General features: G+C 72.0%; 22 protein-coding genes. 13 read left to right on the forward strand and 9 right to left on the reverse strand.

The window, feature by feature from the left end:
* The 3 genes from IPK37_13500 (at nt 1) to IPK37_13510 (ending at nt 3,061) form a co-directional block, all read left to right on the forward strand.
* The gene (locus tag IPK37_13500; protein ID QQR99963.1) at nt 1-861 is read left to right on the forward strand and encodes a carbohydrate ABC transporter permease; all 861 of its coding nucleotides are present in this window, start codon (nt 1-3) and stop codon (nt 859-861) included.
* Between the two features lie 45 nt (nt 862-906).
* Entirely contained in the window at nt 907-2,181 is a 1,275-nt protein-coding gene (gene ugpC / locus IPK37_13505) for a sn-glycerol-3-phosphate ABC transporter ATP-binding protein UgpC (GenBank protein QQR99964.1), read from the forward strand.
* 184 nt (nt 2,182-2,365) lie between these two features.
* Complete coding sequence (locus IPK37_13510; GenBank protein QQR99965.1) at nt 2,366-3,061, forward strand: DUF4245 domain-containing protein; 696 nt, start codon at nt 2,366-2,368, stop codon at nt 3,059-3,061.
* Here IPK37_13510 and IPK37_13515 read toward each other — a convergent pair.
* Nucleotides 3,058-3,339: an exodeoxyribonuclease VII small subunit gene (locus IPK37_13515; GenBank protein QQR99966.1), complete on the reverse strand. Its 282-nt coding sequence runs from the start codon at nt 3,337-3,339 to the stop codon at nt 3,058-3,060. The two genes, IPK37_13510 and IPK37_13515, sit on opposite strands and share 4 nt — an antisense overlap.
* A 103-nt stretch (nt 3,340-3,442) precedes the next feature.
* Nucleotides 3,443-4,657 (reverse strand): exodeoxyribonuclease VII large subunit, encoded by a 1,215-nt coding sequence (locus IPK37_13520; protein QQS02873.1) that lies wholly within the window; start codon nt 4,655-4,657, stop codon nt 3,443-3,445.
* 107 nt (nt 4,658-4,764) lie between these two features.
* Here IPK37_13520 and IPK37_13525 point away from each other — a divergent pair, with 107 nt between their 5' ends.
* Nucleotides 4,765-5,766, forward strand: coding sequence for a 4-hydroxy-3-methylbut-2-enyl diphosphate reductase (locus tag IPK37_13525; GenBank protein QQR99967.1), 1,002 nt, complete (start codon nt 4,765-4,767; stop codon nt 5,764-5,766).
* A gap of 34 nt (nt 5,767-5,800) precedes the next feature.
* Here IPK37_13525 and IPK37_13530 read toward each other — a convergent pair whose 3' ends face one another.
* The 4 genes from IPK37_13530 to IPK37_13545 are packed head-to-tail and all read right to left on the reverse strand — an operon-like array spanning nt 5,801 to nt 10,611.
* Complete coding sequence (locus tag IPK37_13530) at nt 5,801-7,024, reverse strand: MFS transporter (GenBank protein ID QQR99968.1); 1,224 nt, start codon at nt 7,022-7,024, stop codon at nt 5,801-5,803.
* The gene (locus tag IPK37_13535; GenBank protein ID QQR99969.1) at nt 7,021-8,148 is read right to left on the reverse strand and encodes a glycosyltransferase; all 1,128 of its coding nucleotides are present in this window, start codon (nt 8,146-8,148) and stop codon (nt 7,021-7,023) included. The genes IPK37_13530 and IPK37_13535 overlap by 4 nt, the downstream gene beginning before the upstream one ends.
* Before the next feature lie 7 nt (nt 8,149-8,155).
* Complete coding sequence (locus IPK37_13540) at nt 8,156-9,049, reverse strand: glycosyltransferase family 2 protein (GenBank protein ID QQR99970.1); 894 nt, start codon at nt 9,047-9,049, stop codon at nt 8,156-8,158.
* Complete coding sequence (locus IPK37_13545) at nt 9,046-10,611, reverse strand: O-antigen ligase family protein (GenBank protein QQR99971.1); 1,566 nt, start codon at nt 10,609-10,611, stop codon at nt 9,046-9,048. The genes IPK37_13540 and IPK37_13545 overlap by 4 nt, the downstream gene beginning before the upstream one ends.
* Nucleotides 10,612-10,771: 160 nt before the next feature.
* On the opposite strand from IPK37_13545, the gene IPK37_13550 reads away from it, so the two are divergent.
* The 3 genes from IPK37_13550 (at nt 10,772) to IPK37_13560 (ending at nt 14,096) form a co-directional block, all read left to right on the forward strand.
* Nucleotides 10,772-11,977 (forward strand): DegT/DnrJ/EryC1/StrS family aminotransferase, encoded by a 1,206-nt coding sequence (locus IPK37_13550; GenBank protein ID QQR99972.1) that lies wholly within the window; start codon nt 10,772-10,774, stop codon nt 11,975-11,977.
* A 77-nt stretch (nt 11,978-12,054) separates the two neighbouring features.
* A complete protein-coding gene (locus IPK37_13555) occupies nt 12,055-12,654 on the forward strand; it encodes a sugar transferase (protein QQS02874.1) in 600 nt (199 codons plus the stop codon).
* Complete coding sequence (locus IPK37_13560) at nt 12,651-14,096, forward strand: lipopolysaccharide biosynthesis protein (GenBank protein QQR99973.1); 1,446 nt, start codon at nt 12,651-12,653, stop codon at nt 14,094-14,096. Before IPK37_13555 ends, IPK37_13560 begins: the two co-directional genes overlap by 4 nt.
* Before the next feature lie 78 nt (nt 14,097-14,174).
* Here IPK37_13560 and IPK37_13565 read toward each other — a convergent pair whose 3' ends face one another.
* Nucleotides 14,175-15,308, reverse strand: a complete 1,134-nt coding sequence (locus tag IPK37_13565) for a hypothetical protein (GenBank protein ID QQR99974.1) — start codon at nt 15,306-15,308, stop codon at nt 14,175-14,177.
* Entirely contained in the window at nt 15,305-16,558 is a 1,254-nt protein-coding gene (locus IPK37_13570) for a DNA recombination protein RmuC (protein QQR99975.1), read from the reverse strand. Before IPK37_13570 ends, IPK37_13565 begins: the two co-directional genes overlap by 4 nt.
* A 102-nt stretch (nt 16,559-16,660) precedes the next feature.
* Between IPK37_13570 and ychF the strand changes: the two genes are divergently transcribed.
* The 3 genes from ychF to IPK37_13585 all read left to right on the forward strand — a co-directional run bounded on the left by ychF (nt 16,661) and on the right by IPK37_13585 (nt 18,429).
* A complete protein-coding gene (gene ychF, locus IPK37_13575) occupies nt 16,661-17,740 on the forward strand; it encodes a redox-regulated ATPase YchF (GenBank protein ID QQR99976.1) in 1,080 nt (359 codons plus the stop codon).
* 177 nt (nt 17,741-17,917) lie between these two features.
* Entirely contained in the window at nt 17,918-18,160 is a 243-nt protein-coding gene (locus IPK37_13580; protein ID QQS02875.1) for a type II toxin-antitoxin system Phd/YefM family antitoxin, read from the forward strand.
* Entirely contained in the window at nt 18,157-18,429 is a 273-nt protein-coding gene (locus tag IPK37_13585; protein QQR99977.1) for a Txe/YoeB family addiction module toxin, read from the forward strand. The genes IPK37_13580 and IPK37_13585 overlap by 4 nt, the downstream gene beginning before the upstream one ends.
* Here the strand turns inward: IPK37_13585 and IPK37_13590 are convergent.
* Entirely contained in the window at nt 18,413-18,913 is a 501-nt protein-coding gene (locus IPK37_13590; GenBank protein ID QQS02876.1) for a sugar O-acetyltransferase, read from the reverse strand. The genes IPK37_13585 and IPK37_13590 overlap by 17 nt on opposite strands.
* Before the next feature lie 519 nt (nt 18,914-19,432).
* On the opposite strand from IPK37_13590, the gene IPK37_13595 reads away from it, so the two are divergent.
* From IPK37_13595 to gltA, 3 genes are all read left to right on the forward strand, one after another.
* Nucleotides 19,433-20,872, forward strand: a complete 1,440-nt coding sequence (locus tag IPK37_13595) for a VCBS repeat-containing protein (GenBank protein QQR99978.1) — start codon at nt 19,433-19,435, stop codon at nt 20,870-20,872.
* A gap of 55 nt (nt 20,873-20,927) precedes the next feature.
* Complete coding sequence (locus IPK37_13600) at nt 20,928-21,374, forward strand: dCMP deaminase family protein (protein QQR99979.1); 447 nt, start codon at nt 20,928-20,930, stop codon at nt 21,372-21,374.
* Nucleotides 21,375-21,655: 281 nt separating this feature from the next.
* The gene (gene gltA, locus IPK37_13605) at nt 21,656-24,805 is read left to right on the forward strand and encodes an NADPH-dependent glutamate synthase (GenBank protein ID QQR99980.1); all 3,150 of its coding nucleotides are present in this window, start codon (nt 21,656-21,658) and stop codon (nt 24,803-24,805) included.
* Nucleotides 24,806-24,919: the final 114 nt, after the last annotated feature.

Genomic DNA, 24,919 nt, shown 5'->3' on the forward strand with positions numbered 1-24,919 from the left:
ATGGACACCAATGTCTCCACCAAGACCAAGTGGACGCTGTTCGTCCTGTCCATCCTGATCATGATCTGGACCGTCATCCCGCTGCTGTGGATGGTGGCCCTGTCGCTGAAGAAGCCCGCCGACCTCGCCGTACCGGGCAAGGCGGTCGCCGGCAACTTCTGGCCCACCGACCCGACCACGGAGAACTACGACCTGATCTTCCGCGGTGGGGCCTCCGAGCTGTTCATGCCGGCGCTGCGGAACTCGTTCGTCGTGTGCCTCGTATCCACGCTGATCTCGGTCATCCTCGCGATGTTCTGCGCGTATGCGATCAGCCGGCTGGAGTTCCCCGGCAAGCGCCTGATCCTCAGCACGGCGCTGGCGGTCTCGTTCTTCCCGGTGATCTCGATGGTCACGCCGCTGTATGACCTGTGGCGCCAGGTGGGCCTGTTCGACACGATTCCCGGCCTGATCCTGCCGTATCTCGCGCTCACCCTGCCGCTGTCGATCTGGACCATGACGGCGTTCTTCCGGCAGATCCCCTGGGAGATGGAGCAAGCGGCGCAGGTGGACGGCGCGACGAGCTGGGAGGCGTTCCGCAAGGTCATCGTCCCGCTGGCCACCCCCGGCGTGTTCACGACCGCGATCATCACCTTCTTCACCGCGTGGAACGACTTCGTGTTCGCGATCTCGCTGACGTCGGACAAGGCCCGCACCGTGCCGGCCGCCCTGGCGTTCTTCACGGGCGCCTCGCAGTTCGAGCAGCCGACCGGCGCCATCATGGCGGCGGCCGTGGTCGTCACCATCCCCGTCGTCCTGCTCGTCCTCATCTTCCAGCGCCGGATCGTCGCCGGTCTCACCTCGGGTGCGGTCAAGGGCTAGGCCCGCGACGCCTGCCCTGCCCACGGACTTAGGAGAAATCAGCACATGTCTCAGATCGAGCTGAAGAACATCGTCAAGAAATACGGTGACGGCTTCCCGGCCGTGAACGACGTCAGCCTGGACATCAAGGACGGCGAGTTCATGATCCTCGTCGGCCCGTCGGGCTGCGGGAAGTCCACGCTGCTGCGGATGATCGTCGGCCTGGAGGACATCACCTCCGGGGATCTCAACATCAACGGCAAGCGGGTCAACGACCTCGCGCCGCGGGACCGCAACCTGGCCATGGTGTTCCAGAACTACGCGCTCTACCCGCACCTGACGGTGTTCGAGAACATCGCCTTCCCGCTGCGGCTCAACAAGGGCGGCCTCGAAGAGGGGCAGATCCGCGAGAAGGTCAACAAGGCCGCGGCGATGCTGGAGCTGAAGGAGCACCTCGAGCGCAAGCCCGGCAACCTCTCCGGTGGTCAGCGCCAGCGCGTGGCGATGGGCCGCGCGATCGTCCGGGACGCTGACGCGTTCCTCTTCGACGAGCCGCTGTCCAACCTGGACGCCAAGCTGCGCGGCCAGATGCGCACCGAGATCGCGCGGATGCAGCGCGGCATGGGCATCACGACCGTCTACGTGACCCACGACCAGACGGAGGCGATGACGCTCGGCGATCGGGTCGCCGTGCTCAAGAAGGGCATCCTGCAGCAGTGCGCGAGCCCCCGCGAGCTCTACGAACAGCCCGTCAACCTGTTCGTGGCCGGCTTCATCGGCTCCCCGCCGATGAACTTCCTTCCGGCCCGCGTCGAGGGCGGCAACCTCAAGCTGCCGTTCGTGGACGTGCCGGTCGGCGGTGCTCTGGCGGAGAAGATCCGCGGCAAGGACCTGGTCATCGTCGGCATCCGGCCGGAGCACCTGAAGGACGCCACGCTGGGCGACAGCGTGCCGGACAACGCCGTACGGTTCACCGTCCCGGTCGATGTCACCGAGTGGCTGGGCAACGAGCAGTACGCCTACGTCCCGTACGACCAGCCCGACGCCGCCGTCCAGTCCAAGCTGGAGGAGCTGGACCGTGAGCTCGACGGCGAGGGCATGCGCACCCAGATGGTCGTGAACCTCGACTCGCGCAGCCGGGTCCGCGAGGGCGACGACGCCGAACTGCTCTTCGACCCCGCGCTGATGCACGTCTTCGACCCGGAGTCCGGCACCTGCCTGACCCGGGACGAGGACAAGGCGCGCCAGATCGCCGAGGAGAACGAGGCGGACCGCAAGCGCGCGCTCGAGCGGGCCAAGGCTCGCGAGGCCGCCGCGGCAGGGCGGACGCAGGACGCCTGAGCACACGACGTACGGCGTAGCGGGGCGGCCGGGTCATCACGACCCGGCCGCCCCTCGCCATTCGTTGGGGCTGCCCTCGTCGCGCGAGGGGCCGGGGCCGCCGACCGGCCGGGCACGACGTCTCGGCGGCCTCGGGGCGGTCCGGGCGCGGGGCGGTCATGCCAGTCCGCCTACGATGGTCCGCGTGACCAGCACCGAGCCCAGCCCGCCCGCCACCGGCGCTGATCCCGCGACGACACCGTCCGGACCCCCAGCGCGGACCAGCACCCACGGCCGCGGCAACTGGCGCAGCCTGGTCATCTCCATGGTCATCATGACCGTCGTGGTGTTCGTGCTCGTCGCGCTCATGCCGCACCCCGCCCAGCGCGAGCGCACGACGGTCGACGTGGCGCGGGTCGCCGGCCAGCTCGCCGCCGAGAAGCACTGGCCGCTGGCGACCGTGCGTACCGGGGACGACTGGCACCCGACGAGCGTGCGCCTCGCCGCGGACGACAAGGGCGTGCCGACCTGGGAGGTCGGCTACCACCACCTGCCGGGCGACGACCGGTACGTCGTGTTGTCCCAGACCCGCCCCGGCGACGGCGTGAGCGCGGAGCAGGTGGCCACGTGGGTGTCGCGGCAGAGCAGGGCAGGACGCGACGACGGTACGTCGCAGGTGGGTGGCGTCACGTGGACTCGGCGTACGGCGGCCGTGGAGGGCGGCCCCCCACGGACCCAGCGCAGCCTCGTCGCGCAGGGCGCCGACGCGCCGGGCGGCCTGACCACGGTCCTCTCCGGCGAGGTCGACTACGCCGACCTCGAGCGCTTCGCGGGATCCCTTCAGCTCCAGGACGCGACGGCCGCTGCCACACCGTCGGCGGCGCAGACGAGCTCCCGCTAGGAGCCCTCAGCCTCAGCCTCAGCCTCGTCGGCTTCGGCCGCCGCGTCCTCCCGGCGGAGCCGGCGCTCCGCGCCGTCCAGCCACGCGGCGCAGTGGTCGGCCAGGGCCTCGCCCCGCTCCCACAGCCGCATGCTCTCTTCGAGGCCGACTTGTCCGCCCTCGAGCCGGCCGACGATGCCGATCAGCTCGTCGCGGGCGGACTCGTAGCTGAGCTCGGCCACATCCGCATGGCGGTCCACGGTCTTCGCGGCGGGGACGGTGTTCTCGGCGGCGGTCACGAAGGCCACCTTAGGCGGCGGCACCGACAGGCCCCTGGCGGCGCGGCCGTCGCGCGGGCCTGGCCAGGAATTCGTGGTCCCCGGGCGTTGCTCGCGCCGATGGTCAGCCCACCACGCGCGCACCGAAGTCGCCGTCGGCGACCCGCACCCGCAGCAACTCGCCGGCCTCGACCTGGTCGCGGCCGCTCACGAGGCGGCCGTCGGCGTGCTCGACCACGGCGTACCCGCGTTGCAGGGTCGAGAGCGGCGACAGCGCCCGGACCTGGGCGCGCAGGTGGCCGACCTCGTCGGCGCCCCGGCGGGTGCGGGCCAGCAGGCTGCGGTCCGCGCGACCGCGGAGCTGATCCACCTGGGAGCGGTGCGGCGCGAGCATGGCCGCGGGATCGCGCAGCACGGGACGGGACCGCAGCGTCGCCAACAGCCGCCGTTGCTCGGCGAGCCGTCCGCGCACCGCGCCGCCCAGCCGGAGCCGCGCGTCGTCCAGCCCGGACCGCTCCTGCGCGACGTCCGGGACGATGCGCTTGGCGGCGTCGGTCGGCGTGGACGCCCGCACGTCCGCGACGAAGTCCAGCAGCGGGGTGTCGACCTCGTGCCCGATCGCACTGACCACCGGGGTCCGGGCCGCCGCGACGGCGCGGACCATCGCCTCGTTGCTGAACGGCAGCAGGTCCTCGAACGAGCCGCCGCCTCGCGCGATGACGATCACCTCGACGTGCGCCAGCGCGTCCAGTTCGGCCAACGCCCCCGCCACGGCCAGCACAGCGTCCGAGCCCTGCACCGGGACCTCGCGGATCTCGAAGCGCACGGCGGGCCAGCGCCGGCGCGCGTTCTCGACCACGTCGCGTTCCGCCGCGCTGCCGCGCCCGCAGATCAGCCCGACCGCCTCCGGCAGGAACGGCGGCCGGCGCTTGCGCTCCCGGTCGAAGACGCCCTCGGCCGCCAGCACCCGCTTGAGCTGCTCGACGCGGGCCAGCAGCTCGCCCTCGCCGACCGGCCGGATCTGGCGCCCCTCCAGAAGCAGGCTGCCCTGCTTGGTCCAGAACGTCGGCTTGGCCTGGACCACCACGCGCTGGCCGCTGCGCAGGGGCACCGGCATGGCGTCGAGGGCGTACGCCGAGATCGTCACCCGCAACGACAGCTCCACGTCGGGGTCGCGCAGGGTCAGGAAGCACAGCGATCCCGAGCGCCGGGACAGCTCGACGACCTGGCCCTCGACCCAGAGCTGCGACATGCGCTCGACGTACTCGGCGATCTTCATCGACAGCATCCGCACCGGCCACGGCCGCTCGGCGGTGGTCTCGGCGGCCTTGCCGGGCAGGTCACCCGGCGCCTTGCCGGGCACGGTGCCGGGCGGGACCTCGGGAGGGCCGGCGGCGGGGGGCACGCGCCCAGGGTACGGCGCGGCGCCTTTCGTACGATGGACGCGTGACCGAAACCAAGCGTGTCCTGCTCGCCGCCCCCCGCGGCTACTGCGCCGGCGTCGACCGGGCGGTGGTCACGGTCGAGAAGGCGCTGGAGCTGTATGGGCCACCGGTCTACGTGCGCAAGGAGATCGTGCACAACAAGCACGTGGTCGACACGCTGGCCGGGCGCGGCGCGGTGTTCGTCGACGAGACCGCGCAGGTGCCGGAGGGGGCGACGGTGGTCTTCTCCGCGCACGGCGTGGCGCCCACCGTCCACGAGGAGTCGGCCGCGCGCTCGCTGAAGACGATCGACGCCACGTGCCCGCTGGTCACCAAGGTGCACCGCGAGGCGCGCCGGTTCGCCGAGACGGACTACGACATCCTCCTCATCGGCCACGAGGGCCACGAGGAGGTCGTCGGCACCTCCGGCGAGGCGCCGGAGCACATCACGATCGTCAACGGACCGGACGACGTCGCGAACGTGCGCGTCCGGGACGAGACCAAGGTGGTCTGGTTGTCCCAGACGACGCTGTCGGTCGACGAGACGATGGAGACCGTACGCCGGCTGCGGGAGCGGTTCCCCCAGCTCATCGACCCGCCGAGCGACGACATCTGCTACGCCACCCAGAACCGCCAGCTCGCGGTGAAGAAGATGGCCCGGGACTGCGACCTGATGATCGTCGTGGGCTCGCGCAACTCCTCCAATTCCGTGCGCCTCGTCGAGGTCGCGCTGGAGCACGGGGCGCGGGCCGGACACCTGGTGGACTACGCCGCGGAGCTGCAGGATTCCTGGTTCGAGGGGGTCGCCACCATCGGGGTCACCTCCGGCGCGTCGGTGCCCGAGATCCTCGTGCGGGACGTGCTCGCCAGCCTGGCCGAGCGCGGCTACGACGCCGTGCAGCAGGTCACCGCTGCCGAGGAGTCACTCCTGTTCGCCCTGCCGAACGAGCTGCGCCGCGACCTCAAGGCGCGCGGGGCCTCCGAAGAGATCACGCCCACCGATATCGGTGGGCACCTGCACTAGCGCGCGGAGCGCCGCTCGGGCGAGCGTCCCGGGATCAGGCGCGGCGCAGCTGGCGGACCTCGGGGGAGAGCAGGGCCGCCAGCGCGACCACGGCGTACGCGATCCCGCCGGCGATCGCGACCTGCCCCGGGGGGAACCGGGTGGCGAGCCAGCCGAAGGCGAACGTCCCGACGGGGATGCCGAGGAATGAGCCCAGCGCGTCGTACGCCGAGACCCGCGACAACACGTGTTGGGGCACGTGCTCCTGCAACGCCGTCTCCCAGGCGATGGCGAAGACCTGCACCACGGTGCCGCTGAGCGCGAAGGCCAGCGCCAGGGGCAGCACCGCTGGGGCCACCCCCAGCAACACCATCGGCGCGGCCATCCAGGCGACGGCCAGCTGGCCGACCAGCAGCGGCCGACGTACCCGCAGGCGCATCATGACCAGCGTCATCACCACCCCGCCGGCGGCATCGGCGGCCAACGCCAAGCCCCACCCCGCCTCGCCCAGCTCGGGGGTACGCACGGCGATGAGCGGGCCGAGCACGCCCACGACCCCCACCCCAATGGCGTTGATGACCCCGAACGTTGCCACGATGACCCACACCCACTGGCGGCTGCGAAACTCCGTCCAGCCCTCGGCCAGTTCGCGCACGAACCCGGCGGGGGACTCCACCGCGCCGCGGGGGAGCCGCAGCCCCGCCAGGACCAGCACCGCCACGGTGTAGGTGACGGCGTCGGTCGCGAGGGCCCAGCCGGGCCCGACCGTGGCCACAAGCGCGCCGCCGAAGGCCGGCCCGAGCACCCGCAGCGTGCCCCGGGCCAGCGCCAGCAGCGAGTTGGCCTCCTGCAGGCGGTCCCGGTCGACCACCGAGGGGACGATGCCGGTCATCGCGGGGACGGCGAACCCGCTGGCCGCGCCGTTGACAGCCTCGATGACGGCCAGCGTGGGGATGTCGGCCCGCCCCGAGAGGACCAGGGCGGCGGCCACCCCCTGCGTCAGCGCCGTGACGACGTGCGCGCCCTGCAGCACCCGCACCCGGGGCCACCGGTCCGCCACCACGCCGCCGAACAGCAGGCACAGGATCTGGGCGCCGGTGTGGGTCCCGATCACCAACGCCAGGCCACCGGGGGCGGGGTCGATGTGCAGGGCCGCGAAGGCCACCGCGATCGGCGCCATCGAGGAGCCGAAGGTGGCGACCAGGCGCGCGGTGAAGTACCGGGCGAACCGCGGATCCCGCAGGACCGCCCACGCCCCGGCGGTGGGCAGCGGGCTCAACGGGGGGTGGCGCGGGCGATGGCGACGGCGTACAGCTCGGTCAGCCGCGCGGCGACGACGGCGGGGGAGTGATGCCGTACGGCGTACGCGCGGATCGCCTCGCGATCCCAGCTGCGGGACAGAGCCGCGCGTAATCCCTCCGCGATCTCGGCCGCGGACAGGCCGGTGAGCACCCCCGTCTCGGCGGTCACGAAGCCCTCCGGGCCGCCGGACCGCGTCGAGACCACGGGCAGCCCGGCGGCCATGGCCTCGACCAGGACGACCCCGAAGGTCTCCTCCCGCGAGGCCAGGGCGAACACGTCGGCCGCCGCGAACTCCGTCGCGATCTCCTCGGGCTGCAGGCTCCCGCGGAACCGCACCCGGCCGGCGAGGCCGAGCTCGGCGGCCCGGGCCCGCAGGGTCTCCAGCTCGGGCCCGGCGCCGACGACGGTCAGCGTCAGGTCGTCGCGGCCGAGCAGCGCGCACGCCTCCAGGAGCACGTCCACGCGCTTGCGCTCGATGAGGTTGCCGACCGTGACGACGCGGACGCCCTGGTGCGGCGCCTTGCGCACCCCCGCGAAGGTGGCGGTGTCGACCAGGTTCGGCACGTACACCGCCTCGTGGCCGGTCAGCTCCCGGATGCGGCCCGCCAGGCCGGGGCTGACCGCGATGAGCACGTCGGCGGCGGCGTACGCGATGTCGATCCCGCGCAGCATCCGCGCTGGGGGGTCGGGGGCCATCAGCCCGGAGGTGTGCTCGGTGACCACGAGGGGGTAGCCGTGCCGGCGCTTGCCGAGGGCTGCCGCCGCGGACCACCCGACGAAGTGGCTGTGCACGACGTGGGGGCGGCCGTAGCGCCTCACGCAACTGCGGTAGAGGATCTCCCAGAGGGCCCGGACCAGGCGATAGCCGCCGCGGTACTGCAGGCGGCCCAGCGGCAGACTCAGCTCGACGACGTGCACGCCGTCCCGTTCGTGCAGCCGCGTCCCCCACGGCCGCACGTGGTGCAGGAACCGGATGTCGAGGGCGCCGTAGACCACCTCGTGCCCGGCGGCGGCGAGGGCGCGGGCCTGCTGGTATTCGAAGATGCCGAGCAGCGGCTGACCCGGCCCGGGCAGGCCGCGGCCGAGGACGAGGACCCGCACGGCGGGCTCAGCGGCCCTGGCGGCCGGACAGGACCTTGTAGAACCGGCGCCGCAGCGCCCACAGGCGGGGGTCCGCCATCCCCGCGAACCCGAGCCGGTCCACGAGCGGCAGGCCGCGGGTGCGCAGGATGCCGACGACGTCGCCGCGGCGCCGGTGCTGCTCGGCGGCGTACCGCGCCTCCAGCGTCGCCCGGTCCGCCGCCGGCAGCTCGAAGCGGTCCTGGTCGAGCAGCAGCCGCCAGGCCTCGTGCCGCGGGGCGATGGAGGCGGACATCGCCTCGAAGCCGCGGTGCCGGGGGTTCGAGTTCCCCCCGTGGATGCGGTAGTCCCAGGTCACGATCGGGTTCTGGATGTGCCGCCGGGACAGCGCCGGGCCGGCGCAGCCCAGCCAGATGTCCTCGCTGGGCAGCGACTCCGGGATCGGGAAGATCGCCTCCGCCAGCTCGCGGCTGAGCGTCAGCGACCCGCCGGACATGCTCGTGGCGTCGCCCCGGGGCAGGACCATCGCGTCGAAGGCGGGGTCCTCCGAGAAGGACCGCAGCTTGTACGTCGCCATCCCGCGCTCGCCCGGGCGGCACGTCGCCATGTCGGCGGCCCGGATGGCCAGCGCACCGGCCGGGAGGCGGTCGTCGCCCGACAGGATGGTGACGACATCGCCGGTGGCTGCGGCGTACGCGCGGTTGAACGCCGCCGCCTTGCCGAGCTTCTCGCCGTGGGCGACGAGGCGAACCCGCCCGTCGGCCGCCGCCGCAGCCTCGATCTTCGCGACCGTGGCGTCGGTCGACCCGTCGTCGACGAAGCAGATCTCCCAGTCCTCGTGGTCCTGGGCCCGCACCGACTCGATCATCTCCTCGATGTGCTTCTCCTCGTTGAACACCGGGGAGAGGATCGAGATCTTCATCGGCCCTTCGCTTTCTCGGGGGAGGCGGCCGGGTCGGCGCCGCGCACCGCCCGCAGCACGTCGGAGTAGTGCCACGCCAGGGCCGCGGCGTACGCGAGCATCAGCCAGAACACCGGCGTGCCGATCGAGGAACTGGTGATGACGCTCATGACCAGGAACGCGAGCAGCATACCGAGACACTCGAACACGAGCGGGTCCGGCCAATACCGCAGCAGCGCGCGGGGCCGCAGCACCGCCCCGGCGACTACGAGCGGCAGCGCGAGGATGAGGAGCACGAACGGTACGCCGTAGTTGACCGCCATCTCCAGGAACGTGTTGTGCAGCGGCAGGATCCGGCGGTTCTTCACGTCCGCGTTGGGCTGGTACTGGGGATCCTGCTCCAGGCGCGTCAGCGCCGCGCCGGCCCCGAATCCCTGCAGGGGGCGCTGTTCCACCTGGCGCAGACCCGACGCCATCAGCTCGACGCGCAGCCGGTCCGCCGCGGCGGCGTCCGCCGCGACCTCCTCGGCCGTCATGGACTCGTGGACGTGCGAGTTCGGTCGCGCCTCGACATCGGCGGGCTGGGTGGTGGGCTGCACCCGCAACGTGTCGAGCTCGACGGGCTCCAGGACCAGGAGGCCGGCCGCCAGCGCGACGAGGGCCACCGGGACCACGACGTACCGGCGGGTGGGCAGCGTGAAGGCCGCGGCGAGGACGCACAAGGTGGCCATCACCAGCACTCCCGAGCGGGAGTTGGTCAGCAGGGAGAGATAGCCCGCCACGACGAGGCCGAGCAGTAAGGCGGCGATGCGCCAGCGGCTGCCCCGGGCCCACCGACCGGCGACCGCCTGCGGTGCTCCAGACGGCGGGTCCTGCGGCGGCATCCCGTCGTACTCCAGGGCGTCCACCGCGGCGCGCGCCTGCCGGCGGGGCCGGACCTCGCGGATGAGCTGGGCGCCCATCACCGCCGCCGCGGCGTTGACGAAGTTGCTCAGCCCGTTGGGGTTGGTGTCGAGGCCCGCGACGGTATAGGCGCTGAAGACCCACCACTCCACGGCACCGGTCACCTCGCCCAGATGCCGCCACGTGAAGATCTCCCAGACCACCACGAGGACGGTCACCCCGAACGCCAGCATCCAGCCCCAGCGCAGGTAACGGAGGCTGCGCGCGGTGCCGGCGGACAGGACGAGCATGACGAACGCGCCCAGCAGCGCCGAGGCGCCGGCCAGGATCTCGCGCAGACCGGCGCTGCGGTCCGGCGTCCACAGCAGACTCACCGAGGTCCACACCAACCAGAGGCCGAGGACGGCCCCGAACAACAGCGGAAACGTCCGGCGACGCAGCCGAATCAGGAGCATCGGCACGGCCACGACGAGGGCGGCCACGAACAGGATGCGATAGAAGTACGGGAACCCGGTGGAGCCCGGCCGCAGCGACGCGAAGGGCCCGGCGACCGCCAGCAGCGGGAACAGGATGAGGCTCTTCTGGGCCAGCGGGTTGTAGCGGTCAACGAAGCGCTCGAGGCGCTCCCCACGACGACCTGGGTGGGTCGCCGTGGCGGCGGTGGGCGTGACGACGTTCATCTGGTGGCCCCTCGGGTCAGTTGGCACCGAGTGCGACCGTGCTCGGGCCGTCGGCAGGCACGATTCCTCGGGCGCTGCGTTCGGCCGCCGTCGGGCCGCAACGGTGCGGCACGGTGCCGAAGGTAGCCTACCCAGCGGGTGAGTTGATGCCGCGAGGGCCATGCCGAGGCCAGGAGGAAACGTGAGCCGCGAGAGCACGGAACCGTTCATCCCGTTCGCGCTGCCGGACATCGGCGAGGCGGAGATTGAGGCCGTGGCGCAGGCGATGCGCTCGGGATGGCTGACGACGGGCCCGGCGGCGGCGGCGTTCGAGAAGGAGTTCGGGGTCTACCTCGGCGGGGGCGTCACGGCGATCGCGGTGAACTCGGCGACCTCCGGGCTGCACCTGGCGCTCGACGCGTGCGGCGTGGGTCCGGGGGACGAGGTCATCGTGCCCGACTGGACCTTCACGGCGACCGCCGAGGTGGTGCGCTACCTCGGCGCCGAGCCGGTCATCGTCGACGTCGACCCGGGCACGCTGTGCCTCGACTACGCCGCGGCGGAGCGGGCGGTCACCGAGCGCACCAAGGCCGTCATGCCGGTGCACCTGGCGGGCCTGCCCGTGGACCGGGAGGCCACCGGGAACTTCGCTGGCCGGCACGGCCTGCGGGTGGTCGAGGATGCGGCGCACTCCTTCCCGACGTACTCCCGGGGGGCCCTGATCGGGTCCGCCGCCGCCCTCGCCGGCCCCGGTGGCGCGGCGGTCTTCAGCTTCTACGCGACCAAGACCATGACGACTGGCGAGGGCGGCATGGTGGTCGTCGCGGACGAGGCGATGGCGCGCCGCATCCGCACGATGCGCCTGCACGGCATCAGTAGGGACGTCTTCGACCGCTACCGCAGCACGGCACCGAGCTGGTTCTACGAGGTGGTGGAGGCGGGGTACAAGTACAACCTCACCGACCCCGCCGCTGCGATGGGCCGGGTGCAGCTGCGGCGGCAGGACGAGATGTTCGCGGCGCGTCGCTCCCTGGCCGAGCGCTACCGGGAGGCGTTCGCCGATCTGCCCGTCGACCTGCCGGCCGAGCCGACCGAGCCGGACAGCACGCACGCCTGGCACCTGTTCATCCTGCGGCTGCGGGCCGGGGCGCCGGTGTCACGGGACGACTTCATCGCGCGGATGGCGCAGGCCGGCGTCGGGTGCAGCGTGCACTTCATCCCGCTGCACCGGCAGCACTACTGGCGGGACCGCTACGGGCTGCGGCCGGAGCAGTTCCCCATCGCCGAGCGGGAATTCGGCCGGGTGGTGAGTCTGCCGATCTTCTCCTCGATGACCGCGGCCCAGGCCGAGCGCGTGGTCGAGGCCGTCCGCGAGATCCTCGCGTGAGCACGGCTGCGGGGGCGGCCGGCGGTACGTCGGGGGGCGCCGGGCTTCGGCGTACGGCGGGGTCCCTGCGGTCCGCCCTGGACGCGCCGGCGACCAAGCGGGCGGTCGACGCGGCCGTCGCCGGCGTCGGTTTGGTGGTGGCTGCGCCGGTGATGGCGGTGATCGCGGCGGCGGTGGCGGCGGAGAGCCCCGGGGGCGTCCTGTTCCGGCAGGAGCGGGTCGGGCTGGAAGGGCGCCTCTTTCGGATCCACAAGTTCCGGACCATGCGCGCCGTCCACGACGGTTCGCTGGTGTCGGCCAGCGGCGACGCGCGGGTGACCCGGGTCGGGAGGGTGCTGCGGGCCAGCAAGCTCGACGAGCTGCCCCAACTGGTGGACGTGCTGGTGGGGGACATGTCGCTGGTCGGGCCCCGCCCGGAGGTGCCGGTGTATGTGGCGCAGTGGCCGGCGGACCTGCGCCCCGTGATTTTGTCCGTCCGCCCGGGGATCACCGACCCCGGCAGCATCGCGTTCCGGCACGAGGCGGACGAGCTGGCCCTGGCCGCGGACCCGGAGAAGCATTACGTGGAGTCGATCCTGCCGCGCAAGGCCGCGCTCTACGCGGCGTACGTCCGGGACCGCTCGTTCGTCGGCGACCTCCGGATTCTGTGGCAGACGGTCCGCGCGGTGCTGTCGTGAGCCCTGCCCGGGACCGCTGGGCGCGGCTGGCGACGCTCGCCCGGCTCGGCAAGGGCGGGGCCGGCCGGCACGTCGCCACCCTGGGGGCGGGCACCGGCGTCGTGATGATCCTGCAGCTCGCAGCGCAGGTGCCGCTCGGGCACATGTACGGCGACGACGAGATGGGCGTGTTCCGCAACCTCGTCGCGTTCGCCACGATCGTCGCAATGGCGGTGACGCTGCGGCTCGAGCTGGCGATCCCGCTGGCCGAGGAGCAGGACGAGGCCGACGACCTGGCCCGGTTGACGCTCACCCTGGCCACGCTGTTGTCGGCGGTGTTGGTGCCGGTGTCGATCCTGGTGGCGTACGGCCCGCGTCCCGTGCCGCCGGAGCTTCGGCTGTCCGTGCTCATCGCCCCGTTCGTGTTGTGGGCGAGCGCGGGTTTCAACGTGCTGCGCAGCCACCTGTCGCGCCGCCAGTTGTTCCGCGACGTGAGCAACGCCAACGTCACCGGCACCGTCGCCACGGTGGGCGCCCAGCTGGCGCTCGGCGCCGCCCGGCAGACGGGGACCGGCCTGGGCATCGGCTACGGCGTCGGGCGGTTGCTCTCGACGGGCCTCATGGTGCGCGCCTGCGGGCTGGACTGGCGCCGCCGGCCGCGCTGGGGCCTGATCCGCCGGTGGTCACAGTTCCCCGTCTGGATCCTCCTGCCCGCGCTGCTGAACGCCGTCACGGTCGGCGCGGTCACCCCGCTGATCACCGCGTTCTACGACCAGAAGTTCGCGGGGCAGTTCGGGTTCTCGCAGATGCTCCTCGCCGCACCGGTAGCGCTGCTGGGACAGGCCGTGGCCAGCGTCTTCTACGTGCGGTTCGCGGAGATGCACCGCGGCGAGCAGGACACCTCGCGGCACGTGACACGGCTCGCGACGGTCCTCTTCGGGGTCGCGGTGGCCGTCTTCGTGCCGATCACGCTCCTGGGCCGGGAGGTGTTCGTCGCCATCTGGGCGGAGAAGTGGGAGGTGGCGGGGCTGATCACGGGCATCCTCGCGCCGTACCTCATGGTCAACTTCGTCTCCTCCCCGCTGTCCGTCTACGCGACCGTGAAGAACGAGGTGCGGCGGCTGTTCGCGCTCGCCTGGCTGGAGGCCGGGCTGCGCATCCCGGCGCTGGCGCTGGGGTTGGTGGTCGGCGACCGGATGTGGGGGATCCAGGCGTACTCCCTGGCCGGCCTGGTGATCTGTCTGTACTGGACCATCTGGGTCATGCGGTTGTCGGGCGCGGCCCGGCGTACCGCCTGGCGCGTCGTCGCCGTCCCGCTCGTGGCGATCGTGCTCGTGTGGGGCTTCGCCCAGGTGGGGCGGCCGATGCTGGGGGAGACGCCGTACGTCGTGGCGTCGGTCGCGATCTCCCTGGTCGCGATGGCCGGCGGCGGGTACGGCGTGCTGCGGGCGCTGCGCGCCTAGCCGCCGGTCGCCCCGCCGGGCCGTGGGTGTCAGCGCGCTGACCGTGTCATGGCCTGACGGCGCCAGCGCGTGACGGGGTCAGGGGGTGTCGCCGAGGAACCCTGCCAGGGCGGCCGCCGCGACGCGCCCGTCGTGCCAGCGCTCGACGAAGCCGGGGCCGGCGTGGGCCCTGGCGCGGTAGTTCTCCGGGTGCGCGGCGATGTCCCGCACCACGTCGGCGATCGTGTCGGGGCTGACGTCCACGATCGGGGGATCCTCCGGCATCTTGGCGCGGGTGCCGTGCAGGCCGGCGAGGACCAGCCGTCCCGCGGCCATCGCCTCGGCGCCGGCCGTGCCGTAGGCGTCGCCGGTAATCTGGTCGATGATCACGTCCGCGCCGGCGATGACGGCCGGCACGTCGGCGTGGGCCACCTTCTCCGGCTCGGTGTAGTCGATGATCCCGTCCGCGGCCAGGCGTTCCATCGCGGGGGTGACCAGGTGGGTGCCCTTCGTCGGCGGGGTCCGGCGGCTCGGCAGGTGCACGACCCTCGGCCGGGCGTGCTCCAACACGGGCTCGGTGGTCCGCCACACCGCCGCGTCCACGGTCACCGGTAGCCAGGTCGCCTGGGGTAGGTCCCAGAGCAGGTCCGGGGTGCTGACGAAGAGGGGCAGGCCGCTCGCCTGCGCGAACGCGCGGTTGCGGGCGCTGCGCTTGATCATCTTGCGCACGTAGGCCGGCTCGGACGCGCCGAAGTAGGAGTGAGGGTTGCGGGCCTGGTGGTGGTCCGGGTCGCGGGTGTCGCTGCCGTGCGAGATGAGGGCGATGTGCAGCCCGCGGCGGCCGAGGACGCCGGCGTCGTGGCGGACGTTGCCGATGCCGGGCAGCCGGTAGAGGCGCTCGAACCCGTCGAGGGCCACGTGGGTGGCGCCCGCGATCGCGGCGTCGACGCGCCGGGCCCGCGCGTGCGGTAGGTAGAGCTGCGGGGCGCCGATGAAGCGGTCCGAGGGGTAGACGAAGTAGTACATGGGCTTGTCGTGCTCGCCGTACGTGAACGACCACGCGTCGTACGGCGTACGCTCCCGCACCGCGACCGCCCACCGGTAGGCCTGGCCGGCGTAGTTCGCGGGGCCGATCGCCAGCGCGGGCCGCCCGTCCGCTGGGCGTCCGGCCTCCTCCCGGGGCTGGTCCCCAGGACCCAGGTCCGCCCGAAGATCGGAGGAATCGCTGGTCACGCGCCGATGGTACCTCGCCGGGTGGCCGGCTTCGCATGCGGCGGCAGCACTCGCGCCACGTCGTCGGCCGTGACCGGCTCCGGGCCGGCCAGCTCGTCCTCGACGGCGGCGATGAGCTCCGCGGCGGTCAGCGGTCGGGGGGTGGCCGTCACGGCTGCGACGGCCGCCGGCGGCTGGTCCGCCAGGCCGAGGTCGTGCATCCGGCGCGCCGTCACCAGCACGCGCCCCTCTAGCGTGCCCACCAGGGCGTTGTAGCCCTCCACGGAGCGCCGCAGCGATCCGCCCATCGCGGCGAGGTGCTTGCCGACCGTGCCGATCCGCTCGTAGAGCTCCGCGCCCAGCCGCAGCAGGTCCCGGGCGCTGGTGGCCAGCGCGTCCTGCCGCCACGCGAACGCCACGCTGCGGAGCAGGGCGAGCAGCGTCGCCGGGCTGGCGAGCACGACCTTGCGAGCCTGCGCGGCGTCGTACAGGCCCGGGTCCGCGGAGAGCGCCGCCGCAAGCATCGCGTCCGTCGGCACGAAGCACACGACCATCTCGGGGCAGCTGGAGAACGCCGACCAGTAGCGCTTGGCGGCCAACGAGTCGACGTGCCCACGCAGGGCCCGGGCGTGCTCGCGCAGCAGCTCGCGGCGCCGGTCCTCGCCGATGCCGTCGGCCTGGGCCGCGAGGAACGCGGCCAACGGGGCCTTGGCGTCCACGACCAGGGTGCGCTCCCCGGGCAGCCGCACCACCACGTCGGGCCGGACGGCCGCGTCGTGCCCGGCGATGGCGCTCACCTGCTCCTCGAAGTCGCAGTGCGGGAGCATCCCCGCGTGCTCGCAGACCCGGCGGAGCTGGGCCTCCCCCCAGGCGCCCCGCACCGCGGAGGCGTTGAGCGCCCCCGCGAGTCCGGCCGTCTGCCGCCGCAGCGCCCCGGCCTGGGCGGTGACCTCGGCGAGCCGCTCCGACAGCTGCCCGTAGTGCTCCAGCCGGTCCCGCTCCAGCACCCCCACCTGGCGCTCGACCCTCGTCATGGCCTCGCGCAGCGGCGCCAGGGCGGCGGCCGTGGCCGAGTCCTGATCGTCGGAGGAGCGCAGGTCCGCCAGGCTCTCGGCGTACAGCTCCTCGCGTTCCCGCAGCAGGTCGCGCTCGGTGCGCAGCGCCGCGAGCCGCGCTGCCGCGCGACTCGAGGCGAGTAGGGCACCGACCGCGCCCCCGACGAGCACGGCCAGGAGCAGCGTCGCCGCGAGCACCGGGCTGGAGATGACCATGCCCCCACTTTGCACCGGAGGTCCGACAATGCTCCGACCTGCGGTTTCGACGTGCCGGTGCGATGCGGGATGGGCGGTCCGCCCCCGGTAGAGTGGCCCCTCGTGGCCCTCACCATCGGCATCGTCGGACTGCCCAACGTCGGCAAATCCACCATGTTCAACGCGTTGACGAAGAACAACGTGCTCGCGGCGAACTACCCGTTCGCGACGATCGAGCCCAACGTCGGCGTGGTCCCGCTGCCCGACCCCCGGCTCGATCGGCTCGCGGAGCTGTTCGCCAGCGAGAAGGTCGTCCCCGCGACCGTCTCCTTCGTCGACATCGCCGGCATCGTCCGCGGTGCCAGTGAGGGCGAAGGCCTGGGCAATAAGTTCCTGGCCAATATCCGTGAGGCGGACGCGATCTGCCAGGTCATCCGGGCGTTCGTCGACGACGACGTGACCCACGTGGACGGCAAGGTCGACCCCCAGGGCGACATCGAGACCATCAACACCGAGCTGATCCTCGCCGACCTGCAGACCCTGGAGAAGGCCGTGCCGCGCCTGGAGAAGGAACTCAAGGGCAAGAAGATCGACAAGAGCCACTACGACGCGGCAGTAGAAGCGCAGACCATTCTGGAAGCCGGCGAGACCCTCTTCAGCAAGCGCGACCAGGTGGACCTCACGGCGCTGCGCGAGCTCGGGCTGATGACCACCAAACCCTTCCTGTACGTCTTCAACGTCGATGAGGACCAGTTGGTCGACGACGCGGCCAAGGCCGAGCTGGCGGCGCTGGTCGCCCCCGTCGAGGCCGTCTTCCTCAACGCCAAGCTGGAGATGGACCTCGCGGAGCTGGAGGCCGAGGAGGCCCGCGAGCTGCTGGAATCGGTCGGCGTCGACGAGCCCGGACTGGACAAGCTGGCGCACAGCGGCTTTCGCACCCTGGGCCTGCAGACCTATCTGACCGCCGGCCCGAAGGAGTCCCGGGCCTGGACGATCCGCCAGGGCTGGACGGCGCCGCAGGCCGCCGGGGTTATCCACACCGACTTCCAGCGGGGCTTCATCAAGGCCGAGATCGTGTCGTACGACGACCTGATGGCCGCCGGTTCGATGGCCGAGGCGAAGGCTGCGGGCAAGGTCCGGATGGAGGGCAAGGACTACGTGATGGCCGACGGCGACGTGGTGGAGTTCCGGTTTAACGTCTAGCGACCGGGCGGTGCGCCGTGCTGCGTGAGTCCGCTCTCCCGAGGGCGGGTCAGCTCACGTGCGCACGAGAGCCCACTCGACCTGGGGTGTGCCGACTCCGCTGGCGGAGGGTCGATCCAGCGGGATGCCCTGCCGGTGCGTACGTCATCGCGTACGCTCGTGACGGAGGTGGACATGATGACGGCGGTCAGTGCAACAACCGCACGCGCGAACCTGTACCGACTGATCGACCAGGTGAACGACGAGGCCGAGCCACTGACCATCACCGGTCAACCTGGCAATGCGGTCCTGGTCCGCGAGGATGACTGGCGCGCGATCCAGGAGACGCTCTTCCTTGCATCGATCCCCGGGATGACCGAATCCATTCGCGAGGCTCGTGCGGAGGGCATTCGCGCCGGGTCTGAGGCCCTGGACTGGTGAGCGGGTGGGGGCTGGTGTATTCGCGGCAAGCCCAGAAAGACGCGAGGAAATTGGCGGCCGCAGGATGGAAGCCCAAGGCCCAGTTGTTGCTCGAGTTGATCGCCGACGACGCGTTCGCCGCTCCGCCACGTGTCGAGAAGCTCGTCGTTGACCTCGCGGGCTGCTACTCGCGCCGGATCAACATCCAGCATCGGCTGGTGTACGAGGTCGACGCCGATCAGCGAGTCGTGCACGTGCTGAGGATGGGGACCCCTACGAGTAGTCGTTGATGTCGCGTATATGGCGGGCGGGGACGCCGGCCACGACGGTGCGGGCGGGGACATCCTTGGTCACCACGGATCCCGCGCCGATGACGGCACCGTCGCCGACGGTGACCCCGGGCAGGATGGTGACGTTGGCGCCCAGCCATGAGTCCCGCCCGATGCGCACGGGCGCTGGATGCATGTCGGCCCGGCGGGCCGGGTCGAGCTCGTGGTTGAGGGTCGTGATGACGGCGTTGTGACCGATGAGCGCGCCCTCGCCGATGTCGATTCCGCCCTGGTCCTGGAAGCGGCAACCGCTGTTGAGGAATACCCGTTCGCCGAAGCGGAGGTTCCTGCCGAAGTCCGTGGTGAAGGGCGGAAACAGCCGGAACGAATCGGCAACCTGCCGTCCGGTGAGGGCGCTCATGAGCTCCACGATCTCCTCCTGCGGGTGGTAACGCCCGTTCAGCTCCGCGGTGATGCGCAGTGCCTCCTGGCTGGCGGCATGCATCGTCAGATGGTGCGGCGAGCCGCCTCGGATCGTCGCGCCGGCATCCAGCTCGGCGAGCAAGGCATCGAGCCCGTCGATGTCCGCCGCCTGCCAGCTGCGACGACCGAGGCGAGAGGAATGGGCCATGCTGCCTTCCTAGAGGTGAGGTGAAGAATCAACCCCGCGTCGCGGCTGTCCTTGCCGTCGTCGGGGAGCCCCGGGTGATTGCCCGATAGGCACGGCTCGCCGTCGTCGCCCGGCCGGACGAGGGACAGAGCCGCCACGGGACGACGCCATCTGCCGGCGGCCCGCGGACAGCGATTTTTCGGTTTCGACCCGCTCGCCCATCGGGGTCGGGAGCGACGAAATCGCCTCAGCCGGCAGCGTGTTGCGGCGCAGGAGGGGACCGGACCCCCGACGGCGGGCAGACTGGGGCCGGTACGGCGCCGCCGCCGCCTCGCCCGAAGAAACCATCGTGCTCAGGGGGAAGGCACGCCGGCAGGTCGCCGCGTAGCCCCCGCTCTGTCCCCGGGAGGACCCGTGAAGCAGCGCAGCACCCGATCGCTGAGCCTGATCGCAGCCGGGGCCGCGCTCGCCCTCACGACGTACGGCGTCCTCCTGCCGTCCGCCTCCGCGGCGGACGACCCGACGGTGCCGCGACCCCGCGCCGCGACCCAGGCGCGCCAGTCCACCCAGGTGACCCCCAGTTCCCCCGCGCGCATGACGCCCGCCTGGGGGGTCAACCCCGCGCCCGGCCGGGACTGCCCGGCCGGATCGACGCGGACGACCACGCTGGCCGCCGCGACCTTCGACACCGGCACGGCTGCCCCGTTCACCTCCGGGATGACCCTGGTCAGCGAGGGCTCGAACGCCTTCCTGCGCCACGCCGGCACCGGCAGCGCGGTCCCGCAGATCCTCGCCTCCCCGCAGCTGTCCCCCGGGGCAGCGCGCGTCTACGTGAAGTTCGACGTCCGCGGGGACTTCGCGGCGCAGGACGTCGCGGTGGCGCCGAAGTACGGCGGTACGGCATGGGCGGTCCCCGCGGCGACCGGGGCTGCGGCCCAGAACTCGTGGCGTACCGTCCATTTCGACCTCACCGACGGCGCCAACGAGGCCACCCTGGGCCAGCCGTTCAGCGTCGTCATCGCGCGGGACGCCGCCAGCCGCAGCACCGTCGACATCGACCGGCTCGCGATCTACCAGTGCTCGCCGGCCCCCACCGGCGAGCCGGGCGACTTCAACGGCGACGGCCTGGCTGAGGCGAAGTTCGTGATGCGCGACGGCAACCTCATCCTCTCCGCAGGAACGCCGACGCAGTCGCGCACCCTCTGGCGCGCGGGGGTGGGCTGGGCCTCGATGACCTGGATCGGGTCGGTGGGCGACACCAACGGGGACGGGTTCACCGACCTCCTCGCGCGCACGGCCTCGGGCGACCTGCTCGCCTACTTCGGCGACGGCGTACGCACCTTCACCAGCTCCCGCAAGGTCGGCAACGGGTGGCAGGGGATGCGCTGGATCCTGCCCGTCGGCGACGTGACCGGCGACGGGCGGCAGGATCTGATCGCCGGCAGCGGCGACGGGCTGATGCGCTTCTACAGCTTCCGCGCCGACGGCGGCCTGGCCGGTGGTTCGGTCGTCGGGTCGGGGTGGGGCGGGTTCCGGCACGTGGTCGCCGTCCGTACGTCGGGGCGGCCGGGGACCCCCAGTCGGCTCTACGCCATCGACGCCGCCGGGGACATGCGCTCGTACGTCGTGACCGGCACCGGCAACATGTACGGCACCGGCACCAAGGTCGGCGCCGGCTGGACCTTCCCCAAGGTGGCCAGCGTCGGCGACTGGGACGGCGACGGTATGGACGACATCCTCGCCGTCAGCCCCGGCGGCACCGCGTTCATCTACCCCACCAACGGCGGGGGCCGCTGGAAGGAGCGCAAGACCCTGGAGGAGAGCATCTGGCACGCCGCCCTGCTGGTCGGGTAGGTCCTGCGAGGAAGGACGTCCTGTCCCATCGCAGGCTCGGTCTAGGATTCCGCCCATGTCCGCGCCAGCGCCGGTCCCCGGTTGGGACGACTACTTCCTCGGCATCGCCACGGCCGTGGCCACCCGGGCGAAATGCACCCGACGCCGGGTCGGGGCCGTGCTGGTCATCGACCGCCGCATCATCGCCACCGGCTACAACGGCGCGGCCCCGGGGGAGCCCGACTGCCTCGACGGCGCCTGCCCGCGGGGGCGATTGGGGTACGACGAGGTGCCGGAGCTGGGCGACCACGACCGGCCGGGAACTCCGGGCTTCTGCATCGCGATCCACGCCGAGGTCAACGCCCTGCTGTTCGCCACCCGGGACACCAAGGGCGCGACGGCGTACATCACCGACCCGCCCTGCCCGGGGTGCCGCAAGGCCCTGGCGGCCGCGGGGATCGTCCGGGCGGTCTGGCCGGGCGGGGAACACGACCGCCCCGGCCTGACGGCCTGGCCGGCCTGACGGCCTGACGGCCTGACGGCTGGCCGGCCTGATGAGAGGCCGGCCGCGCGGCCTGGCTACGCAACCGGCCCGACGACCGGCCCACGACGGCGCGCGGGTCGCCCTGCGGGAGTACGCCAGGACCGCAGATGGACAACCCGTCGGTAGGGGACCTTCGGGCATTCCCGCGCGCTTCCGCGCGCGCCTAGAGTGTGGCCCAGCACACAGGCAGCGTTGGTCATGCTCGCGGGGTAGCGGGTGGTTCCCCGGGGCAGGAAGTCAGGACAGAGAGGTCCAGATCCGTGTACACGATCGTTGATCGCCAGCAATTCTCCGACACCACCTTCCTCTGGGACGTCGAAGCGCCGGATGTGGCCACTTCCGCGCAGCCGGGGCACTTCGTGATGCTGCGCCTGCACGAGGGGTCGGAGCGCATCCCGCTGACCGTCGCCGACTTCGACCGGGACCGAGGCACCATCACGCTGGTGATCCAGGCGCTGGGCAAGACGACCCAGGAGATGCGCGACCGCTACAAGAAGGGCGACATCTTCGCCGACTTCGTCGGGCCGCTCGGCCTGCCGCAGCACGTCGAGAAGGTCGGGCACGTCGTGCTCGTCGGCGGCGGTCTGGGCGTGGCGCCCGTCTACCCGCAGCTGCGCGCGTTCAAGGAGGCCGGCAACCGGACCACCGGCATCATCGGCTTCCGCAACCAGGACCTGGTGTTCTGGGAGGACAAGTTCCGCGAGTACTGCGACGACCTCATCGTCTGCACCGACGACGGCAGCTACGGCCGGCCCGGGTTCGTCACGGACGCGCTCGCCGACGTCATCGAGAAGGAACACCCCGACCTGGTGGTGGCCATCGGCCCGATGCCGATGATGCGTGCCTGCGTCGAGACCACCCGCGCCTCGGGCACGAAGACGATGGTGTCGCTGAACTCGATCATGGTCGACGGCACCGGCATGTGCGGCTCGTGTCGCGTCACCGTCGACGGCAAGGTCATGTTCGCCTGCGTCGACGGCCCCGACTTCGACGGCCACAAGGTCGACTTCGGCGAGCTGATGACGCGGCAGTCCCGATTCCGTGGTCTGGAGGCCGAGGCCACCGAGTCCTACGGGCACATCTGCAACCTCGAGCAGGAGCTCTTCGTCGAGGGCAAGCGCGGCTACCGCACCGCGATGCAGGTCCCGCCGGAGCAGACCCCCATGCCGGAGGCGAACGCCGAGATCCGGGCCACGAACTTCCAGGAGGTGAACCTCGGCTACGGCATGGCCGAGGCGTTCGCCGAGGCCGAGCGCTGCATCCAGTGCAAGAAGCCCAAGTGCATCGCCGGCTGCCCGGTGAACATCGACATCCCGCGCTTCATCCGCCACGTCCTGGTCCGCGACCTCGACGGCGCGCTGGGCGTCATCAACGAGTCGAACCTGTTCCCCTCGATCTGCGGCCGCGTCTGCCCGCAGGAGAGCCAGTGCGAGGCGCAGTGCATCGTCCGCAACGAGAAGCGCGGGCGCGAGGCCGTCGGCATCGGCCGGCTGGAGCGGTTCGTCGGCGACAACGCCGTACCGCGCCGCGCCACCCCGCCGCAGGTGTCCCGCTCCCTCGGCAAGGTCGGGATCATCGGCTCCGGGCCCTCGGGCCTGGCGACCGCCGCCGACCTGGCCAAGGCCGGCGCCGACGTCACGGTCTACGAGGCGCTGCACGTCGTCGGCGGCGTGCTGCAATACGGCATCCCGAGCTTCCGCCTGCCGCGCAACATCATCGACCGCGAGGTCCAGGGGCTGCGCGACCTGGGCGTCAAGTTCGACACCAACAAGGTCGTCGGCAAGACGTTCACGATCGACCAGCTGATGAAGGACCGCGGGTACGACGCCGTGTACGTCGCCACCGGCGCGGGCGCGCCGAGCTTCCTGGGGATCCCGGGCGAGCACGCCGGCCAGGTGCTCTCCGCCAACGAGTTCCTCACCCGCATCAACCTCATGGGCGGCAACAAGTTCCCCTACCTCGACACCCCGGTGGCGAAGTCCGAGTCGGTCATCGTCATCGGCGCCGGCAACACCGCCATGGACTGCCTGCGGGTCGCCAAGCGTGTCGGCGTACCGAAGGTGACCTGCGTCTACCGCCGCTCCGAGGCCGAGGCCCCGGCCCGCATCGAGGAGCTGCGGCACGCGAAGGAAGAGGGCATCGAGTTCCGCTTCCTGCACGCTCCCGTGGAGATCCGCCTCGACGACGCCGGCAACGTCACCGCGATGAAGACCGAGGTCTGCGAGCTGGGCGAGCCCGACGAGCGCGGCCGGCGCAAGCCCGTGGGCACCGGCGTCTTCGAGGACATCGAGTGCGACACCGTCATCTACGCGCTCGGAACGAACGCCAACCCGATCATCGGTCAGTCCACCCCGGACCTCACGCTCAACAAGTGGGGCTACATCGTGGCCGAGCCCGACACCCAGGCCACCAACAAGCCCGGCGTCTTCGCTGGTGGCGACATCGTCACCGGTGGCGCCACCGTCATCCTGGCGATGGGAGCCGGGCGGCGCGCGGCCAAGGCCATCGGCGCCTACCTGGCCTCGGGCGAGTCCACCGAAGACCGCACCTGGCCGATCACGTCCGAGATGGCGGACGCGTTCGAATCCCCCGTGATCGCGAAGGAGGAAGTGATGCCCGAGCCGACCGCCGAATCCCTCTCCGAGATGCCCGCCACGTTGGGTGTCGATGCACCCGCGCCGCAGGACGAGGCGCCGTCCCCGGCGGCCACGGCCCCGGGCGACGCCCCCGCCCCGACCCCGGTCGACGAGGCGGCGGCCGAGAGCCACCTGCTGTGCCCGAAGTGCCACCAGCCGCTGGAGGGCGACGAGTCCTACATCTGCTGCGCCGGCCAGACGCTGACCTGGCGCTGCGACAGCTGCGGCAAGGTCTCGGAGGGCTTCGCGTTCCCGTACGGTCAGTGCCCGCTGTGCCAGGGCACGCTCGTGCGGGATGCGGGCGCCGGCCCGATCGACGAGGACAACGAGAAGGCCATGGAGGCCATCCGGACCGCCTTCGAGATCGAGCTGGGCGGCGGGGCCTACTACCGCAAGGCCGCGGAGGAGGCCGGCGAGCCGGTCCTGAAGGACCTGTTCGGGCGGATGTCGGAGATGGAGGACGAGCACCTCGAGACGCTGCAGCGGCGCTACCACGCCGAGGTGCCTCCGGCGTCGCCCGACTTCGAGACCACCCGCGCCGCGATCTACGCCGGCCTCGACCACCGGCCGGAGGACCCGGCGAACCTGCTGCGCGTCGCGATCGGCTTCGAGCAGCGCGCCGTCGACTTCTTCAGCAAGCACGTGGAGGAGTGCCCGGAGGGCTCGGTCGAGCGGGAGCTCTATGAGGAGCTCGCCGCCGAGGAGCGCGAGCACGTCGCGATGCTAACGACCGAGCTGGAGCGGTTCCAGTCGGGCAAGGCCGGCATTCTGTAGCCGGGTCGCTGGGGGCCTGACTCGGCCCATGGCGTACGTCGGAGGTGGTGCCCCGGTCCTCAAGGGCCGGGGCACCGCTGCGTCTGCGGGCCCGCAGCGCAGGGCGCCCTCGCG

The organism is Austwickia sp., from assembly GCA_016699675.1.
GTDB lineage: Bacteria > Actinomycetota > Actinomycetes > Actinomycetales > Dermatophilaceae > Austwickia.

What these genes read in the sequence shown, in the direction of transcription:
- IPK37_13545 (QQR99971.1), bottom strand. Translation starts at nt 10,611, where the DNA reads ATGAACGTCGTCACGCCCACCGCCGCCACGGCGACCCACCCAGGTCGT.
- IPK37_13500 (QQR99963.1), top strand. Translation starts at nt 1, where the DNA reads ATGGACACCAATGTCTCCACCAAGACCAAGTGGACGCTGTTCGTCCTG.
- ugpC (QQR99964.1), top strand. Translation starts at nt 907, where the DNA reads ATGTCTCAGATCGAGCTGAAGAACATCGTCAAGAAATACGGTGACGGC.
- IPK37_13570 (QQR99975.1), bottom strand. Translation starts at nt 16,558, where the DNA reads ATGGTCATCTCCAGCCCGGTGCTCGCGGCGACGCTGCTCCTGGCCGTG.
- IPK37_13540 (QQR99970.1), bottom strand. Translation starts at nt 9,049, where the DNA reads ATGAAGATCTCGATCCTCTCCCCGGTGTTCAACGAGGAGAAGCACATC.
- IPK37_13590 (QQS02876.1), bottom strand. Translation starts at nt 18,913, where the DNA reads ATGCATGCCGCCAGCCAGGAGGCACTGCGCATCACCGCGGAGCTGAAC.
- IPK37_13550 (QQR99972.1), top strand. Translation starts at nt 10,772, where the DNA reads ATGCCGAGGCCAGGAGGAAACGTGAGCCGCGAGAGCACGGAACCGTTC.
- IPK37_13600 (QQR99979.1), top strand. Translation starts at nt 20,928, where the DNA reads ATGTCCGCGCCAGCGCCGGTCCCCGGTTGGGACGACTACTTCCTCGGC.
- IPK37_13580 (QQS02875.1), top strand. Translation starts at nt 17,918, where the DNA reads ATGACGGCGGTCAGTGCAACAACCGCACGCGCGAACCTGTACCGACTG.